Source organism: Botrimarina colliarenosi (assembly GCF_007859955.1).
GTDB classification, from domain to species: domain Bacteria; phylum Planctomycetota; class Planctomycetia; order Pirellulales; family Lacipirellulaceae; genus Botrimarina; species Botrimarina colliarenosi.
This window is the reverse complement of record NZ_SJPR01000003.1, coordinates 386,434-403,699: the sequence shown is the minus strand read 5'-3', so window position 1 is coordinate 403,699 and position 17,266 is coordinate 386,434. Positions and strand designations below refer to the sequence as shown.

At 65.3% G+C, this 17,266-nt stretch carries 13 protein-coding genes and 1 tRNA gene; 5 read left to right on the top strand and 9 right to left on the bottom strand.

Annotated elements, in window-relative coordinates; genetic code table 11:
- The first annotated feature begins 27 nt into the window (after nt 1-27).
- Both Pla108_RS13300 and Pla108_RS13295 read left to right on the top strand, forming a co-directional pair.
- Complete coding sequence (locus Pla108_RS13300; RefSeq protein ID WP_197526532.1) at nt 28-3,432, top strand: secretin N-terminal domain-containing protein; 3,405 nt, start codon at nt 28-30, stop codon at nt 3,430-3,432.
- A gap of 14 nt (nt 3,433-3,446) precedes the next feature.
- Entirely contained in the window at nt 3,447-4,172 is a 726-nt protein-coding gene (locus Pla108_RS13295) for a hypothetical protein (protein WP_146445440.1), read from the top strand.
- A 25-nt stretch (nt 4,173-4,197) separates the two neighbouring features.
- Here Pla108_RS13295 and Pla108_RS21640 read toward each other — a convergent pair whose 3' ends face one another.
- The 3 genes from Pla108_RS21640 to Pla108_RS13280 form a co-directional block, all read right to left on the bottom strand.
- Complete coding sequence (locus Pla108_RS21640) at nt 4,198-4,593, bottom strand: HD-GYP domain-containing protein (RefSeq protein ID WP_146445439.1); 396 nt, start codon at nt 4,591-4,593, stop codon at nt 4,198-4,200.
- Entirely contained in the window at nt 4,500-5,084 is a 585-nt protein-coding gene (locus Pla108_RS13285; protein WP_146445438.1) for an HD domain-containing protein, read from the bottom strand. Before Pla108_RS13285 ends, Pla108_RS21640 begins: the two co-directional genes overlap by 94 nt.
- A 253-nt stretch (nt 5,085-5,337) precedes the next feature.
- Nucleotides 5,338-6,066 carry a BON domain-containing protein gene (locus tag Pla108_RS13280; protein WP_146445437.1) on the bottom strand — a complete coding sequence of 243 codons (729 nt, stop codon included), beginning with the start codon at nt 6,064-6,066 and terminating at the stop codon, nt 5,338-5,340.
- Between the two features lie 111 nt (nt 6,067-6,177).
- Here Pla108_RS13280 and Pla108_RS13275 point away from each other — a divergent pair, with 111 nt between their 5' ends.
- Nucleotides 6,178-8,151 carry a hypothetical protein gene (locus tag Pla108_RS13275; RefSeq protein ID WP_146445436.1) on the top strand — a complete coding sequence of 658 codons (1,974 nt, stop codon included), beginning with the start codon at nt 6,178-6,180 and terminating at the stop codon, nt 8,149-8,151.
- A 187-nt stretch (nt 8,152-8,338) separates the two neighbouring features.
- Here the strand turns inward: Pla108_RS13275 and Pla108_RS13270 are convergent, their stop codons facing one another.
- Complete coding sequence (locus tag Pla108_RS13270) at nt 8,339-9,883, bottom strand: prenyltransferase/squalene oxidase repeat-containing protein (protein WP_146445435.1); 1,545 nt, start codon at nt 9,881-9,883, stop codon at nt 8,339-8,341.
- Between the two features lie 223 nt (nt 9,884-10,106).
- Here Pla108_RS13270 and Pla108_RS13265 point away from each other — a divergent pair.
- Both Pla108_RS13265 and Pla108_RS13260 read left to right on the top strand, forming a co-directional pair.
- Nucleotides 10,107-10,180: transfer RNA gene (locus Pla108_RS13265), tRNA-Met, on the top strand.
- Nucleotides 10,181-10,303: 123 nt separating this feature from the next.
- On the top strand, nt 10,304-11,542 hold the full coding sequence (locus Pla108_RS13260; protein ID WP_146445434.1) for a tyrosine-type recombinase/integrase: 1,239 nt from the start codon (nt 10,304-10,306) through the stop codon (nt 11,540-11,542).
- A gap of 969 nt (nt 11,543-12,511) precedes the next feature.
- Here the strand turns inward: Pla108_RS13260 and Pla108_RS13255 are convergent.
- The 5 genes from Pla108_RS13255 to Pla108_RS13235 all read right to left on the bottom strand — a co-directional run bounded on the left by Pla108_RS13255 (nt 12,512) and on the right by Pla108_RS13235 (nt 17,228).
- Complete coding sequence (locus Pla108_RS13255) at nt 12,512-12,853, bottom strand: DUF1580 domain-containing protein (RefSeq protein WP_146445433.1); 342 nt, start codon at nt 12,851-12,853, stop codon at nt 12,512-12,514.
- A gap of 54 nt (nt 12,854-12,907) precedes the next feature.
- Entirely contained in the window at nt 12,908-13,297 is a 390-nt protein-coding gene (locus Pla108_RS13250) for a hypothetical protein (RefSeq protein WP_146445432.1), read from the bottom strand.
- 3 nt (nt 13,298-13,300) lie between these two features.
- On the bottom strand, nt 13,301-16,147 hold the full coding sequence (gene mobF, locus Pla108_RS13245; RefSeq protein WP_146445431.1) for a MobF family relaxase: 2,847 nt from the start codon (nt 16,145-16,147) through the stop codon (nt 13,301-13,303).
- Between the two features lie 187 nt (nt 16,148-16,334).
- On the bottom strand, nt 16,335-16,835 hold the full coding sequence (locus Pla108_RS13240; RefSeq protein WP_146445430.1) for a hypothetical protein: 501 nt from the start codon (nt 16,833-16,835) through the stop codon (nt 16,335-16,337).
- 54 nt (nt 16,836-16,889) lie between these two features.
- Nucleotides 16,890-17,228 (bottom strand): hypothetical protein, encoded by a 339-nt coding sequence (locus Pla108_RS13235; protein ID WP_146445429.1) that lies wholly within the window; start codon nt 17,226-17,228, stop codon nt 16,890-16,892.
- Nucleotides 17,229-17,266 lie beyond the last annotated feature (38 nt).

Genomic DNA, 17,266 nt, shown 5'->3' with positions numbered 1-17,266 from the left:
CCCGCGTCACCAAGCTGGGGGGGCTTGATGCCGACTTATCTCCAATCGACGCGCCGCGCCATGACGCTCCGGACCGCTGCCCGCCTGACGGCGGTCGTTTCGCTGCTCGCGCTGGCCTCCGTGACGATGGCTCAGGTGGCGGGCGCGCCGGTGGCTAGCGACGCGGTCCTCGAAGCCCACTCGATCCCCGCCGAACGCCGCGCCGCGGTCGAGGCGTGGCGCCAGACGCAGCCCGCCGACGTGCGGACCGTCTGGGACGAACGGACCGGCCGGCTGCTGCTGTTCGGCCCGATGGCGACGCACGGCGACCTGATGCGGCTGGTGACCGAGGGGGGCGTCGCTGCGAAGGCGGCGACCGGTTCGCCAACGCTGCAGCTCCGCCGCCTGACGCCGACCGAGTTGCATGGCCGGCTCGAGGCGCTCGCCCACCGGCCGCTGCCGGCGACCTGGAACGGCGACCACACGGTGCTGTCGTTCCCCGCGTCGCTCGGCGACGGGGCCGGCGTGCAGTTCCGCGTCGACTCGGCGACCGGCGCCGTCGCGATCGACGGGCCCGCCGAGGCGATCGCCGCTTGGCGTGATGTCGTCACCGCGATGGAAGACTCGCTGGCCGCCCAGGCGGGCGCCGCGGGACCGGCCGGCAGCAGTGTGCGGATCGTCTCGACGGCGACCGCGCCGCCCGAGCGGGTGAAGACCGCCCTCCGCGCCATCCAAACCGCCGCGCCGGTGGCCGCCGAAAACCCATTGGCCGCAAACGACAGTGAAGCCGGCGCCGCGACGCCCAACCCGGGCCGCGTCGCCGAGGACGAGTCGATTCTCGGCCCGGTGCAGATCGAGTTCGTCGAGGGGCTCGACGTGATCGTGCTCCGTGGCGATCAGGAGGACGTCGACCGTGTCATGCGGATCATCGACCAGATCGAGAGCCTCAGCTCGCAGACGACGCCCGAGATCAAGGTCTTGCGGCTGCAACACATCGACGCCGATTCGCTCGCCCGCTTGTTGACGAGCGTGTACGACCAGGTGCTCGGCCCGCGCGTCGGCGACCTCAGCGTCACCGGCTTGGCGAAGCCCAACGCGCTGTTGCTGGTGGGCCGGCCAGAGAACGTGAAGCTCGCCACGGGGCTGGTGGAACAGCTCGATCAGCCGGTCGAGCCGACCTACCGCTTCGAGGCGTACCCGCTCAAGCACGCGGCCGCCGCCGACGTCAAAACGCTGATCGACAACTTCTTCGAGCAGCAGACGCCGCAGGCGAATGACCAATCGACCTCGCTGCTGCGGTCGCGGGCGTTCACCGTCGCCGATTACCGCAGCAACGTCGTGATCGTGAGCGCCGCTCCGCGCGACCAAGAAGAGGTCCGGGCGTTGGTGAAGCAGATCGACGCCGCCCGCGGCCAAGCCGTCGACGAGGTGCGGGTCTTCCCGCTGAAGAACTCGCTGGCCGAGGACCTCGCCGAGGTGATCGAGGCGGCGATCCGTCCATCGACCGATGGCGGGGACGAGAACGCGTCGCCCCGGGCGGCGGCGCTGCGGCTCGGCATGGGCGAAGGCGACCCCACCGCGCTGGAGTCGGGCGTGCTGACCGGCGTGCGGGTTGCGCCCGACACGCGGGCCAACGCCCTGGTGGTGACGGCCCCGGCCGACAGCATGCCGCTGCTCGCCGGCCTGATCGAACGGCTCGACCGCTCGCCCGACGCGGCGGCGGAACTCAAGGTCTTCACCGTCGCGAACGGCGACGCCGAGGCGCTCGCCGAGATGCTCCGCACGCTCTTTGGCGCCGACGAGGACGCGAGCGAGCCGGGCGGCTACGGCTCGGGCGGACTGTCGCCGCTGAATGTGACGACGGACCTGCGGACCAACAGCATCATCGCCGCTGGCACGGCCGAGGACCTTGCCGTGGTCGAGGCGGTGCTGCTGCGCCTCGACGACGCCGAGGTCCGTTCGCGGCAGACGACCGTCTTCCGTCTGAAGAACGCCGACGCCACGACGGTCGCCACGGTGCTCAACGAGTGGCTCGAGACGGAGCGCGCCGCCGAGGCGGACGCCGATCTCTCGTACAGCCCCCGTGAGCTGATCGAGCGTGAGGTAGTGGTTGTCGCCGAGCAAGCGACCAACAGCCTGATCATCAGCGCGACGCCGCGCTACGAGCAAGAGCTCCGCCGGCTGGTCGAAGAGCTCGACGAACGGCCGCCGATGGTTACCATCCAGGTGCTGATCGCCGAAGTGAGCCTCAACGACACCGACGAGTTCGGCGTCGAGCTCGGCCTGCAGGACTCGTTGCTGTTCGACCGGTCGCTGCTGACCGATCCCACGCTGATCACGACGACGACCAACACGCAGTCGGCCGGTGGCGCGACCGTCTCGACAACGACGCAGAACGTGCTTACGAGTGAGCTGTCGCCGGGGTTCAACTTCAACAACCAAACGCTGGGCAATAACGGCTCGACGACCGCCCTGCAGCGGGCGGGCAATGTCGGCGCCCAAGCCCTGTCGAGCTTCGCGCTCAACCGCGTCAACAGCGACTTGAACTTCGGCGGCTTCGTCCTCTCGGCGAGCAGCAGCAACCTCAACTTCTTGCTCCGGGCTCTGCAAGAGAGCCGTCGCCTCGAGGTGCTCAGCCGCCCGCAGCTGACGACGCTCGACGGCAAGACCGGCAGCATCCAGGTCGGCGCCCGCGTGCCGAGGATCACGGGCGTCACGAACAGCCAGTTCGGTCAGACCAATTCGATCGAGTACGAGCCGGTCGGCATCATCCTCGAGGTGACCCCCCGGATCAGCCCCGATGGCCAGGTCGTGATGAACGTCTCGGCCGAGAAGTCGGAAGTCGGACCCGAAGCGGAGGGGATCGCCATCAATATCGCGGCCGACGGGACGGTGATCCGCGCGCCGCAGATCAAGTCGACGCAGGCGATCACCACGGTGAGCGCCGCCAGCGGACAGACGGTGGTCCTCAGCGGTTTGCTGACCAAGCGGACCTTTGATGTCCACCGCCGCGTGCCGTTGCTCGCTGACATCCCGTTGATCGGCGACCTGTTTCGCTACGACGGCGTGCAGCAGGGGAGCACCGAGCTGCTGATCATCATGACGCCGCGCGTGATCCGTTCGGAGCTCGACGCCGAGATGCTCAAGCAAGTCGAGTCGTCGCGGATGAGCTGGGTGTTGTCGGACGTGATCGGCATGCACGGCCCGGCCGGTTTGCGGACGCGGGGCGACTCGTGGGAAGACACGCCGGCGTGCTACCCGACCCAGCTTCCCTTCGAGACCCAGGCGCCGTTCGAGACACCTGTCCCGACGGGGCCCGCGTTCGGCGCCGCGGAGGAATCGACTGAACCCGCTGAGTCGACGACCGACAACGAAGAGACGACCCGCGTCGAGGCGGTATCGTACACCGCCCCGGCAACCGCCCCGCGCCGCTTGCCCACCGTTAGCCGTTGAACACCAACCCCGCCATGTCGATCGCCCTCCGAGGTTTCGGGATCGCCTGTCTGGCGGTCTGCGTGTCGGTCGGATGCCGCAGCGCGGCGCCCGACGCCGAGACGGTGAAGGGCGTCAGCCCGTTTGCCACGCTGCCCAATCCGATGCAGTGGGGAGTCGATCCCGACGAGCCGCGTTCGGGTGAGCCCGACCGCATCGTCGCCACCTGGGTGGACACGGTGCGGCAAACGCCGGGCGAGGCATCGGAACGGGGTTTTGGCGGCCGACTCTATTTCTATGACCGAAGGACCGACCCGATCGCCGTCGAAGGGCGGCTGGTTGTTTATGCCTTTGACGAAGGGGGTCGGTTGGCGACCGATCACAAGCCGACGCGGCGCTTTGTGTTCCCGGTCGAACAACTCACGAAGCACATGAGTGTTTCGGAGCTGGGGCCGTCGTACAGTGTGTGGCTGCCGTGGGGGCCGAGCGACGGGCCGCCGGCCGACATCAGTTTGATCGCTCGCTTCGAGCCAGTCCGGGGGGGCGGGCTCGTGGTGAGCGATCAAACACGGCAGCGGCTGCCAGGCAGCGGCCTCGCGCCGGCCGAGGGGACCATGCTCGCCGCCACGCCGGCGAGCCAGCAGGTCCGCCAAGCCGGCTTCCAAGAGCCGCCCGCCGCGGCGCCGCGCGGGGTTGAGACCGTCGAGGCGGTTGAGTCTCGCAAGCGGCTCTCGACGACGACGATCCGTTTGAATCGCTAGGGATGTGTCGAGACTCCGAGCCGCTCTAGCGGCATTCAATCATCGGAGTACTCGATTTGGACTTCGATGACTTCGTCCTTCCTCGCCAAAAAGGCGTCGAGGACGGCCGGGTCGAAGTGCTGGCCGCGCCCTCTTCGAGGATTTCGAAACACTTCTTGATCGGGAACGCCGGCTTGTAGGGGCGTTTGCTGCTGAGGGCGTCGAAGACGTCGGCGACGGCCACGATTCGGCCTTCCAGCGGGATGTCTTCACCCTGAAGCTTCAAGGGGTACCCGGAGCCGTCCCATTTCTCGTGATGGGTTTTCGCGATCCGCGCTGCGAACTTCATCAGCGGTGAAGTGGCGGCCTCGATGATCTGCGGGCCGGCGTCGGTGTGCGTTCGGAAGGAGGTCGTCTCGTCGGGGCCGAGGGTGTCGCACATGCGGCTGCCAAACCCGCAGTGCCGCTGGATCCACTCGAACTCGTCTTGGTCGAGCCCCCCCCCGCCTTCAGCAAGATGGTGTCGGGCACAGCGATCTTCCCCACGTCGTGCAGCGTCGCCGCCAGCTCCAACGCCTCGGCGTACGCTTCGCCCTTTGCGAGTTGGCGTGCGATGATGCCCGAGTACCGGCCGACCCGCAACACGTGCCGACCTGTTTCGTGGTCGCGGTACTCCGACGCCCTGGCCAAACAATGGATCACTTCGCGTTGTGCAACAAGGAGTTGCTCGGTGCGCACACGGACCAGCAACTCAAGGCGATTGGCGTACTGGGCGAGTTCGCGCTGATGGAAACGCAACGCGAGCGCGTTCCGGACACGCTGAATCAACTCGTCGGGATGGACCGGCTTGGAGAGGAAGTCCGTTGCACCGAGTTCTAACGAGCGGCGGCGCGTCTTGGCGTCGTCCGAAGCGGTCAGGACAAGCACCGGCATCGTTGCAAACTTGACATCGCTCCGGACGCCTTCGAGCACGGTGCCGGACGGCCAAGCCGAGAGCGCCGCGTTGGCTTTTCACCGGGCCGAGCCGCTTGCTACCGACGCGCGAGCGTTTCGCTAGCCGAACTCACGTGTCATGGGAGCCACCGCTGCCATCATCAGCAGGCGTGGTCTCAGCCCCAGCCATCGCCCGTAAGAACAAGCCCTCGCCCGTAAGAAGACGTAGGGTCTTTCTTAGCGTTCGCTTTGCTTAGAGCGGCTCAGGGAGGACTTCTTCGGCGCTCTGAACCGTGAGGCGGTTATCGACGCGGCGGACGCCGGGCTCGATGGCGGCGAGCTTCTCGGCGAGCAGCCGCTCGGACGCGGTCGCGACGACCCCTTCAAGAACGGCGACCCCGCCATCGGCGGAGACCGTCACGCCGTTTACGCCTTTGCGGGTGAGCAGCCGCGACACGTTGGCGAGGGCGACCGACGCATCGGGGCGGTTCGCGGTCGCGACGCGACGCAACTCGGGCGCCGCGGTCAGCGTCACCCGCACCTCGGGGCGCCGCCCGGCGGACGAGCTTGAGCTGCTGCTGCTTTGACCGCCGGCCCGTTGCGACCGTTGGCTGGATTGTCCCGCCGCGTTTTGGTTGCCGAAAAACGCTTGGAGGTCCGCAGCGCCGCGGCCAATGAACGCTTGGTTGGCGTTCTGGCCGGTTGCGGCGCCGCCGAAGACCGAGCCGTTCGCCGTCGAGCCGAAGGCGGATTGGCCCATCGACGATTGCCCGAGAGAGGAACCGCCAAGGCTTGAGCCGCCGAGCGACGACGAACCGAGGCCGCCGCCCCCTAGGGAGGAGGTCCCGAACGACGCCCCGCCGCCACCGCCGCCGAACGCACCGCCACCGCCAGCGCCGCCACGGCCTTGGGCGGAAACATCGGCCGCGAGGGTCAAGATCGCTACGGCTGCGGCGAAGTGGGGGAGGGCAGGGCGGATCACAGTCGGGCCCCTCGGGGTGGCTGGTTCGGTTATCCTGTAGTCTACCACACGGGAATTGGCGAGACCGCCGCGTCACCGCCAACGCCCCTTCTTCTTAGGAGAATCTCCGTCGTGCGACGCCCTCTTTGCCGTTTTCTCGTCCTGCTTCTTGTCGCCCTCCCCGCCGTGGCGGTGGCCGAGCGACCGACGTCCATGCGTCTGTTCCCCGGTCGGTCGGTCTTTTTTGTCCGCACGCCGGACGCCTCGGAGCTCGCCGAGCGCTTCAACAGCGGCAGCGGTGGCGAGATGTTCAACGACCCGGAGATCGCCCCCTTCCTGCAGGCTCTGTTTAATCGGATCGACGAGTCCTACCGTAACGGCCCCGGCAAGGCGACCGGCGGCGGGCTTGCCGAGATGCTTGCCCTGTTCGAGGGGGAGGTCGCCCTTAGCATCGTGCCGCGACGGAACGAGGCGCCCGGCTTCGTCTTTCTTGCCGACACCGTGAGCGCCGCTGACCGCGCCGCCGGAGATCGCCAAGCGTTGGTGGATGGCAGCGACCGCGCGGCGGTACTGATCGAATCCGTAAAGAACTACTCCGCCGAAAAGGGGAGACAGGTGGCCACCCAGCCGATCGGCTCGGTCGAGGTAACCGTCATCCGCGACGGCGACAACGTCAACAACACCGTCGGCCTTGTCGAACGCGACGCCGTGCTGGTGATGTCGAACGATCCGATCCTGATCGAGTCGGTCGTCGCCAAGTGGGACGAAGCCGAAGGGCTCACGGAACTGCCCGATACGCCCGAAGCCGATGCCGAGGGCGACGCGGCAGCGGAAGACGAAGACAAAGCGAAACGCATCGCCCGCCTCCGCACCCGCTACGCGACGCCGCTGTCGGACAACGAGGCGTTCACCGAGTCGCTGCGCGAGTGCGTCAGCGAACGGCTCGGCGGCGGCGACGAGTCGCCCCCGCAGTTGGTCGGTTTCGTGGACCCAGTGGGCATCTTCCGGGCGGTCGCCCAAGGGAACGCCGGGATGCGGATCGCGCTGGCGACGCTGCCGATTCTGGGCCTCGATGGCGTCGAGGGGATCGCGGCGGCCGGTTGGATCAACGAGGGGGACTGGGACAGCCTGTTCCGCGCCCACTTGCTGCTCGACAACCCCCGCGCCGGCATCCTCAAGATGGCGCGGCTGTTGCCTTGCGACGCGACCCCCGGCGACGCCATCCCCGCCGACATCACTAGCTACGCTTGCGGCGCGGTCGACCTGAAGGCGACGCTCGACGGCGCGGGCCAGCTCTACGACCGAATCCGCGGCGAGGGGGAGTTCGCGAAGCTCGTCGAAGAGAATGTCACCAAGAAGATCGGCGTTTCCCCGCAAGAGTTCGTCTCGCACCTGACGGGGCGGTTCACCTCCGTGCAGGGCTACGGCGCGACGGAGGAGGGAAAGGCCCTGCGGGTCACCCCGGCCCGCGTCACGCTGCTCGACGTCGACGACCCCGTCTGGATGGAAGCGACGATCAGAGCGGTTCTGTCGAAGGTCGCGCCACGCGTCGAAACCCGGGAGCACGGCGGCGTCAGCTACTTGCAGGTCGACGGCTTCAACGCCACGGAGCCCGCCGAGGCGGCCGGCGAGGAGGGGCGTCGCCGTCGCGGCCAGCGCCCCGTCTTCCTGTCGTGCATCGCCGTGATCGGCGAGCAAGTCGTCCTCGCCGAGACGCCCGAGCTGCTCCACCGGTTGATCGACACCGAGGCGGGCGTCGGCGATCGGCTGGCCGACCACTTGCCGTTCCGTCTGACGCTCAACCGCGCCGGGCGGCTCGGCGCCGGCACGGTGGGCGCCGACGAGGGCCGAATCCTCACCTACCAAGACCCCGGCGCCCAGTTCCGCCAATGGCACGCCGCGGGAACATCGGACGCCTCGCGCGAAGAACTTAACCGCATGGCCGAGTTCGCCCCGCCGATGCGCTGGCTCCGCGATGCGTTAGAAGAGTCGAGCGTTCCGTCGGTCGAGACGATGATGAAGTACGCCACCCCGTCCGCCGCCGCGCTTTACGACACACCGCGCGGATTCCGGTACGTGGCGTTTAGCTTCAAGACGGACGATTGAGGGCAGAGCTTGTGGGTTGGGAGGGTCTTGGTGGTGGTTCGAACTGCTCCGCTTACTTCGTGCGCGACTCTAAGCGGTCTGTTGTAGTTCGCGGAAACGTAGCGCGAGCCGCTTAGAGCCGCGCACGAAGTAAGCGGAGAACGCACCACCGCAAACCAAGCCCCCCATCCCACGCCACCTCACCGCGTCACCGCACCGCGCGCTGCTGGTACAGCGGCAGATGGCGGTAATAGACCTCCAGCGTGTAGATCGCCATGCAGGTCATATAAAGCCGGCCCCCCGAGGCGCCCCACGCGTCCTCGCGCGGGTCCCAACTCCCCCGGTCGCGGCCGTCTTTCGACTGTTGAGCCGGGAGCAGCTCGCGCATCACCTTGTTCCATTCGGTCCAGCGCGGCCCACCGGCGTGGAAGATCGCCTGCGTCGCGTAGTACCAGTAATAGACGTCGGTCTTTCCCCGCCGCCATTCGGGCTTGTGGGTCAGCAGGAACTCAACGCCCTTGTCGATCCGCTTGTCGTCCGTCGGCCAGCCTAGGTACTCGCGGCTCAGCAAGCCGACCGCCGTCAGTGTCGGCACCGCCTCGCGATTGAAGATGTCGGGCTCTTCGTAGACGTAGCGTGAGCCGAGCGGCGCATAGACCACCGGGTCGGAGCGCGACACAAGGTCGAGGAAGCCCTCGATATGAGCGAACACCGGCGACGGCACCTCGATCCCCGCCATCCGCGCGCTCTTCAGCGCCATCAGCACCCAGCCCGTGACCGACAAGTCGCTTTGCACGCCCGGGTTGTACCGCCAGCCGCCAAGATCGGTCTGCGTATCGATCAGGTACTTCACCGCGAGTTGGGCGGGCTTTCGGTACTGCTCATCGCCGGTCATTGCCAACAGTTCGCACAACGCGATCGTGCACTGGGCGTGCGTGTAAAAGCGGTGGTTGCTCCCGCCGCTGTGGAAGAACGAGCCATCCGCCTCCTGGCGGCCGAGCAGCCAACGCCATCCCCGGGCGACGTTCTGCCCGAAGTCCATCTTCGAGTTGCTCGGCAGCTTGCCGGCGCCCTGAAACGCAATCAGCGCCATGGCGGTCGCCGCTTCGCGGTTTTCGTTGGCGGCCGGGTTGGGGTACTTGCCGACCAGGCTCCAGCCGCCGTCGTTCTGTTGCACCCGCGCGAGCCAGCGGAGCCCCTCGAGCACCGCCGTCTCGGTCTGGGCGGTCGCGCCCATCGCTTTGAGCAACGCCTCTTTGCGACCCGGCTCGCGGCCGGACAACGCCGCGCCGGGCGTCACGCTCGGCAACTCCGAACTGAAAGCCAAACCGGTCGGATCGATCGGGATCACGGGGGGCGTCGCCAGTGGGTTCGCCACCTCCGGCAGCGTGTCAGGCGTCAGCACCTGCTCGTCGAGTTCGATTTCGGTCGCCGTCGTCAGGTCGAGGCTTTCCTCAATCATCTGCTCGCCCAGGTCCTCCGAGAGCCCGACGGTGAGCGACAGCCGGTCGTCCTTCGCCACGCCCATCGCCAAGAGGGCAAAGAGAACGAGCAGCCCCAGATGGAGCATCCCACTCACGAGCCAGGCGGGAGCGTCCTCAACCCACCGGCCCACCGGCCCGATCCCGAGCGGCCGACGCCGCGTTCCGTCGGCGGGGTCAGTCCCCCCCGAATCGACACCGACATCGCGACCGACGCGGGGCGGCGGGGGCGGCGGGGGCGGCAGGACGGCGGCGGAGTAAGGCGAGGCCAAGCGGTCGGCGGGAGCCAGATTCGTTGGGAAAGGCCGGCGGCGTTGAAGGTCGTCTACGCAGTGGGCGTTCTTGGAACCGTATCGGTCGCATCGCCCCGAAGCAATGAACGGCCGAGCCAAGTCGCTAAGAACGAGCCAAGTCGCGAAGAACAAGTCGCAAAGATTCAGTACAGGGGGGCGCCTTGCCGAGCCGATTCGAGCGGAGTATCTTGAGATATTCCACCGCGGGGTGGAGCAGCCAGGTAGCTCGCGAGGCTCATAACCTCGAGGTCGTCGGTTCGAATCCGGCCCCCGCCACTTTCTCTAAGTCCTGCTGAAACCGTACTTTAGGTTACCGGCCACATGTGAGGCCGAGCGGCTTGCTGGGGCCCAAAAGAGGTAAAACTACCTCTTTTGGCGTCTCGAAGCAGGAGAGCCGCCGTGCCCAAGCTTCTTTCGCGCCCGCCCAAGTACCGTCTCCACAAAAGCACCGGCCAAGCCGTCGTCTCGATCGACGGCAAGGCGATCCAGCTCGGCCCCTACGGTTCCGGTGAGAGCCACGAGCGGTACGAGGAGCTGATCAAGCGGTGGCGTCTCCGCCGCGACGCGCAGCGGCCCGATCTGGCCGAGGCCGACCCGAAATCCGAGCTGACCGTCAAGCGGCTGCGGCGACGCCTGCAACAAGGCCATGTCGTCACGCTCAATGAGCTGGCGATCGTGTACGAGGACCACGCCCACTCCTACTACGTCAAGAACGGGCGTTTGACCCGCGAGGGGGAGCAAGTCAGCGAGATCCTCAAGCTGCTGCTGCGTCACCACGGCGAGGAGGACGCGGCCGCGTTCGGCCCGGTGAAGCTCAAGGACCTGCGGGAGCTGATGATCGACCCCAAGGGGTGGTCCCGCAAGCACATCAACGAACACGTCAACCGCATCCGGCGGATGTTCGCTTGGGCGTGCGAGAACGAGCTCGTGCCGCCGCTCGTCCATCATGCGTTGCAGTCGGTGGCCGGGCTCAAGAAGGGACGCAGCCGGGCCCGCGACAACGGCCGGGTGACGGTCATCGACGACGCGTCCGTTGCAGCGACCTTGAAGCACGCCCCGGAGATCGTTGCGGACATGGTCCGGTTCCAGCGGCTCACCGGCGCCAGGCCTGGCGAGGTTTGCGGCCTGCGCCCGAGCGACTTGGAACGCACCGGGGACGTCTGGGTCTATCAGCTCGGGTCCCACAAGATGGAGCACTACGGCGCCGAGCGGTTGGTGATGGTCGGGCCGAAGGCTCAGAAGGTCCTTGCCCCCTACTTGCTTCGCGATCCGCTTTGGCCCTGCTTCGCTCCCGCCGAGACCTCCTGGATGACGCGTCGTCGCCGCGGGGAAGAAGGTAGTAACGAGCCGTTCGAGTCGATCCTCCGACGCGCCCATCAAGTAGTGACTAAGCGGGGGCCTATTCGGTTCTACGACGCCAACAGCTACCGGATCGCCATCCACCGGGCCTGCGCGAAGGCGGGCGTCGAGAAATGGTCCCCTAACCGGCTGCGGCACACAGCAGCGACCGAGGTGCGTAAGCAATTTGGTCTGGAGGCGGCCCAGGTGGTGTGTGGGCACCAGAGTGCCGAGGTCACTCAGATCTACGCCGAGCGGGACCTGGCCCTGGCGATGAAGGTCGCCCGAACGGTTGGTTGAGCGATGTTGTCGCTCGAAGAAACCGCGTAGCTATACTGTTTTGAGGCAGTTAGCTTCGTAGGCATCCGGGTGGAAAACGCCATAATGATAGTTGAGAGTGCTTTCTCGATCTTGCCTGAATCCATCGCTGGATTGGGATTCCAACGTGTCAAGCGAGAAGCGAATGCTGTGGGATCGTTTTCTTTTTCACTGCTTAACGCCCTCCACTCCAAGAATGTTGTTGACCCAATTCAAAGACTACAGCTAGAGAAGCCATACGACACTCGGAATGCGCCACTGCCCGTGAATAACCGTCACTGCGACATATTTGTTGATTACGGCGGTTCGAAAATCGGCAGCAAGCGACTTGCTAATTTCGGTTGGCGATATCGCAATTATGTGGAGGCGAAGTTCCTTAAGTCGTATCGACGGACGCCCAGTGGAAAGGACACACGAGCGTCTCAGGTAAGTGCGGAGGTTGTTGCAGACTTGATTCGCTTGGTCGCTCTAGTTCCTGAACCTGATTGCTATGCGTGCTCGCACCGACCGAGCACCTCTACAGCGAGGTACTTCCTGGTTGTTTCAGACTACCCTTTGCGGATATTCATCAACAACTACCTTACCTTGCTGCAATCCACGTTCGACAATCCGCTCAAACGAGCCCGCATCCCTCTCGACCTCACTAGCAGTCCTGCAAGGACAGCTTTCGCTGAGAGGGTAGGAAACGGATTCGCCGCTATCAACTTAGATCTGACGCAGTGCACCTGCTTCTCTCACTTTCCGCTTGATCCCAATCAACCTAATTCATGCTGGATGCTATTGATACGGATTGATTCCGCGATCATATCCCTTAATTTGCCAGGTGCCTTTCACAAGTACCAAATAAACCTAGACCGCACTCTCGTTGAGCAGTCACCTGGGGACTACAGGATCATTCGTGACTTTGTAGCATCCAATGTCAAATAGCTCTCGATAAGTAACATCTGCAGCCTATTGCCGATCAGTCTTGTCAGTCTGCCTTCCACGAATCTCTGAACGGGGTTGTCGAGGATTTAGAAATCCGCGTCTCTCTACTTCATCCATAACGATTGCTTGGCGTCGCACTTCAGTCAGCTCAACGGTGCTGGTGGTCATGAAACGTACCAGTGCCTCTAGACTCGTGTAGCGGACGCCGCCGAGCAAAACCGATTCGAGCACCTTGCCGCGGGCCCCCTTCTGGACCCAGCGGTGGACCGTTGAGATGTGCAGCTTCTTTCCCCGCCGCGTCGGCAGGAAGTCGGGGACCTCGCGGAGTGAGATGAGTTTTTCGTCGTGCAGCGTGCGGCCGGTCATCGGTTCGGTCCCTCCTAAGATGCTGGTGTAGCGGTCGCGGTTTGCTCAGTGAGATCAGTGTCCCGTCAGCGTCTCGATGGTGATCTTGTCGATCGACGGGCTCGATTCGGCCCGGTCGAACGTCCGCGGCCCTAGTTCTTCAAACGACTTGATCCGTCCGGCCGCGATGAGGTTGGCCAGGTCCGTGAGGTTGCGGCCGGTCACCGCGACGTGCGTCTTCTCCATCCCCAATAGGCACAGCTCGATGTAGCCGGCGTCCCTTTGACGGATTTCACGCAGGTCGCAGTAGGCGTAGCTGACGGCCCGCCCGTCGCACAGCTGCACCTGGAACATCATCGGCGGCGGCTCGCTCGGGTTGACCCGCTTCCACGGGGCCTTGTCGGCGGTTGCGGAGGCGACGCTCGTGTGGTGGTTCTCGTTGGATGGGAAGGGTAGACGGCTCATTTCTTAACTCCTGCCGAGTTGCGGGGCCGGTTGAAGATGGATGGGGACATGGCGTCGCTGCGGCGTCGCGTCGCGGCCTCCCACCCGAGCCCGCCACCATTCGCGGGCTCGTTCGATCAAGCGGAGATGGCTGCGTAGCTGCCGACGCTGTTGGCTTGCCCGCTGCACGGCTGCCGACCCCACCAACTCGGTGGCGGAAAGCTGCCGGCCGGCGTTCTGAATCGCCTGCACGACGGCGGCCTTGTTGTCGACGTACAGCGTGATGTCTTCGCGGCCGCGGCTGGCGGTGACGTACAGCTGTCGGGCGTTGATGGCGGGGAGCGACTGGGAGCCCATCGCGGCGATGACGTGCCGCTCGTCTTTGCCCTGGGCCGAGTGGCTCGTGACGACGTAGCCCAGGCAGAGGTGCCCGTAGTCCCTCGCCACCGTCATGCCGCTCTTGAGGCGGAGGTTTCCTTGCTTGTCGAAGCCGGCGATCTCGTCCACACGGCCGTTGCTGATCCGCCGCTGCTGCTTGTCGATCGACGAGCCGCCAAGGCTGAAGCGGACCTTGTCGCCTACCGCCAGACCGAGTTTGTTCTCGGCGTACGCTTCGAAGCGGTCAGGGTGCTGGTACGGGATCGGCTTCGCCGGGCCGCCTGCGAGCGGCGTTAGTTGGGGCTCGCCCGCCGCGTCCTTGGTAACGCGGTAGCGTTCGCCCTTCTTGAAGCCCCCCCGAATGTTCTGGTGCAGCTGGACGACGACGCCCGGCTGGAGATAGGTCGCCCGCTGCGTCTTCTGGGCTTCGCTGAGATTGAGCGAGGTGAGTTGCAAGAATTCGCGGTCTTCTTTCCCTATCGCCCCCCGCTTCCGCAGGCCGTGGCGGATGTGCCCGGTGACCGCTTGCCCCTCGGCGTGCGTCGGTGCGACGACGAGCGGGGACTTTCCTTTGGGGGCTTTGAGGTACTCCTCGGCGAGGACGGCGTAGCGGTTCTTGGACGTGATCTCGACGACCTTGCCGAGCCGGTCGAGCTTCTCGAAGCCGGCCACGAGGCCCGATCGGCCCCGCTCTTTGTCGACGACCTCGTGCCCCCGGCTGATCAGTTCGATCGCTTCCTTGTAGTGGCCCTTCTGGCGTTGGATCGTCTCGATCCGGGCGACGTGGAGGCCCGCTTCTTGCTCCAGGATCCGCATCGCCTCCCCCGTTCGTACCGGCCCGTGCTGGCGGGTGTCGCCGGAGAGGACGACGCGGCAGTTGTGGCTCTTTGCGATGTCGAAGACGCCGTTCATCGTGCGGACATCGACGAGTCCCGCTTCGTCGATCAGCAGCACTTGGTCTCGGAGCGACTCGTGGAGCTTCTCGTTGCGGAGCAGGTGCTCGGTGGTTTGTGCGTTGGCGAACCCCTTCTCTTCGAGGACCTCACGAGCCCCAGTGCTGGGGGCGAAGACGAACAGCTCGCGACCGAAGGAATGCAGGGCTTTGCCCAGTTCGGAGAGCGTTGTGGACTTGCCCGTCCCGGCCCCACCGGCCACGACCATGACGGTGTCGCGGCTCTCGAGGATGCTGGTGACGGCCCTCTTCTGGTCGGGGTTGAGCCAGTGGCGTTCGAATTTGTACTCGCCGCGGCCGATCGGCATCCGAGTGCCGCGGCCTTCCCGGGCGAAGGCGATCATCCGTCGCTCCGCCTCCAATACGGCCCGTGTCGTAACGAAGTCGCGGGTGACGCCGCGGAACTCTCGGCTGCGTTGGATGACCTCTTCGTTGTCGAGGGCCGCTTCGACCTCCTCGGGCGTCAGCGTTAAACCGTGTTCTAAAGCGGTCGCGATAACCGCTTGTTTTTCAACGGTGGATTGCCGGTAGAGGTGGTGGTCGAGGGAGTAGCGGACCGATTCGGCGGCCTTGCCCTCAAGGGCTCGCCCTTGCGTGGCTTGCTGGGCCGCGGCGTGCATCCCTTCGAGGGCCGCTAGTTCTTCGGCGGTCAGCCGCGACCGCCACTCCCGGTGGAGCTCTTCCATCGAGAGCCCCTTCTCCTTCTTGTCCCGAGTGCGGACCCCGAGCCGGCCTTTCTCGTCGGCGCCCAGCACGCCGTGCTCTTCGGCGAACTCTTCGATCTGCTGCGTCCGGCGGGAGAACTTCTCGATGGTGGAGCGACTGACGCCTTTGATCTCCCAGCCGGTTTTCATCCGGCCCGACTGGAGGAAGCGGGTCTTTTCGACCTTGTAGCCCAGTTCTCGTTGCAGGCGGCGGGCGAGCCGGGCGTCGAACTTGGCTTGTAGTGAGGCTCGTTGGCGGACAATCTCTTCCATCTCAGCCGCATAGAACTTGCCCCCCGATTCGGTGAGGTTCATCACGAAGGCGTGAATGTGGAGGTGGCAATCGACCCGGCCCTCGACCGGCCGGGAAGTCTTGTGCAAGAAGTCGGCGTAGATGAGGTTGCCGGTGAGCGTCTTGTCTTTCGACGCGGCCTTCTCCCCCGAGCGGACCCGCCTGGCCATCAGCGGCTCTACGTCCTTCTCAATCGTCTCTCTCACGGTCGCACGTAAGGCGTCGAGTAGACGCTCGTCCTTGGTGGTGGCGAAGAGGATGCTCAACGACTTAGGCGTGCTGAAGGTGAGGTCCATCCCCGGCCGGCGATCGGCTCGCAGCCTTTGGATCAGCTTCTTGCCGGTCTCTGGGTGGTGGCCCCTCAGCAGTTGGCCGAAGGCCGAGCGGGTCGCCTGTTGGCCCGCCACGCCGAGCAGCTCGGCGAGCTTGCCGTGGAACTCGCCGCCCACTTCGCTGTCGCCGGTGTAGTAGTCCCCTTGCGACAGCACGGTGTCGAAGTACTTCTGCGTCCCTTCTATGCTTTTGGCTTGCGTGGCGATCAGCATGGCGTTGATTACTCTTGACTCTTAGGCGCGGTCGTGATTTGCTCGGTGGTCTCTTGAGGTCGGGCGGTAGCGACTACGGTTGCTCCTGGGAATGATGTGAACGGTTTAGAATTGCAGTTTGAGGAATAGGCTCGTCTCCTAAGCGGTGCTTATGCCTGCCCAGCTTGCGTTGATTCTTCCCTGCGAATCAACGCAAACCGTCCGCAGCGAATGTTCTGTCCACAACTGATTCGCTTGCCGGCTTAAGAAGAGGCTTCTTCGATTCGGCTACCGGATGACCGGCGAGATACACCCCGCCACTCGCCTCGACCGCAAAGCCGTTCTTTGACAAGACTTCTTTCGAGCGGTTGGCGAAGCCCTTGAGGTCGAACCCTAGCTCGTTCCTCAGTTTGTCCTTGGTCAGTTCTTCGAGCTCGCTACGATCGATTCCCGGGTTGGCCGCTACGAGCTGCAGCATCACCTTGCGGACGTCCTCTTGGCGCGGGCTCTTGCTCTTTGACTTGCCACGCTGCTTGGCCGGCTTGCTCGCATCGCAATCGAGGGCTTCTAGGGCCGATTCGATCGGGGCGAGGTCGGCCTCGATCCGGATGAGCTGGCGGGCGAGCTGCGTCTTTTCTTCCAGCAGCGGGTCGCGGATGGCGATCAGCGCCTCTCGGGCGGCTTCGACGGTTGGCATGGCGGTTGGCATCGCGGTTGGCTCCGGTGGCGATAGGAGAAAGAGGAAGCGGCTTGAGTGTCTGATCTAGACGGCCGACTCGCGGGGCTGATAGCCACTCGGCAGCAGCGGCAGGCGGCTGGGCCTTTCGACGGTCTCGCCGAGGACATGGCGGGCGTCGGCCAGGACGTAGGCGACGACGCGACAAAAGCAGGCATGGAAGTCGGCGCCGGTCGCCCTTTGGTCTTCGAAGACGAGGCGGCCCAGGCTTTCCAGCGACCAGCCGTAGTCCCTCACGAGCTCTTCAACCGCCAGCCAGTGGTGGCGTGTTGCGGTGACTTCGTTGAAGCCGCCTGTCGGGAGCGGCACTTGTCGCGCTTCGCGAAGGAGAAGCGTCTCGATCTCTTGTTCGTTGAGCGTGTCCATTCTCGACCCTATCGCGATTTGCGCATGGTTGGCAAACA

What these genes read in the sequence shown, in the direction of transcription:
- Pla108_RS13250 (WP_146445432.1), bottom strand. Translation starts at nt 13,297, where the DNA reads ATGAGCCGTCTACCCTTCCCATCCAACGAGAACCACCACACGAGCGTC.
- mobF (WP_146445431.1), bottom strand. Translation starts at nt 16,147, where the DNA reads ATGCTGATCGCCACGCAAGCCAAAAGCATAGAAGGGACGCAGAAGTAC.
- Pla108_RS21640 (WP_146445439.1), bottom strand. Translation starts at nt 4,593, where the DNA reads ATGTGCGACACCCTCGGCCCCGACGAGACGACCTCCTTCCGAACGCAC.
- Pla108_RS13235 (WP_146445429.1), bottom strand. Translation starts at nt 17,228, where the DNA reads ATGGACACGCTCAACGAACAAGAGATCGAGACGCTTCTCCTTCGCGAA.
- Pla108_RS13300 (WP_197526532.1), top strand. Translation starts at nt 28, where the DNA reads ATGCCGACTTATCTCCAATCGACGCGCCGCGCCATGACGCTCCGGACC.
- Pla108_RS13285 (WP_146445438.1), bottom strand. Translation starts at nt 5,084, where the DNA reads ATGCCGGTGCTTGTCCTGACCGCTTCGGACGACGCCAAGACGCGCCGC.
- Pla108_RS13255 (WP_146445433.1), bottom strand. Translation starts at nt 12,853, where the DNA reads ATGACCGGCCGCACGCTGCACGACGAAAAACTCATCTCACTCCGCGAG.
- Pla108_RS13295 (WP_146445440.1), top strand. Translation starts at nt 3,447, where the DNA reads ATGTCGATCGCCCTCCGAGGTTTCGGGATCGCCTGTCTGGCGGTCTGC.
- Pla108_RS13240 (WP_146445430.1), bottom strand. Translation starts at nt 16,835, where the DNA reads ATGCCAACCGCCATGCCAACCGTCGAAGCCGCCCGAGAGGCGCTGATC.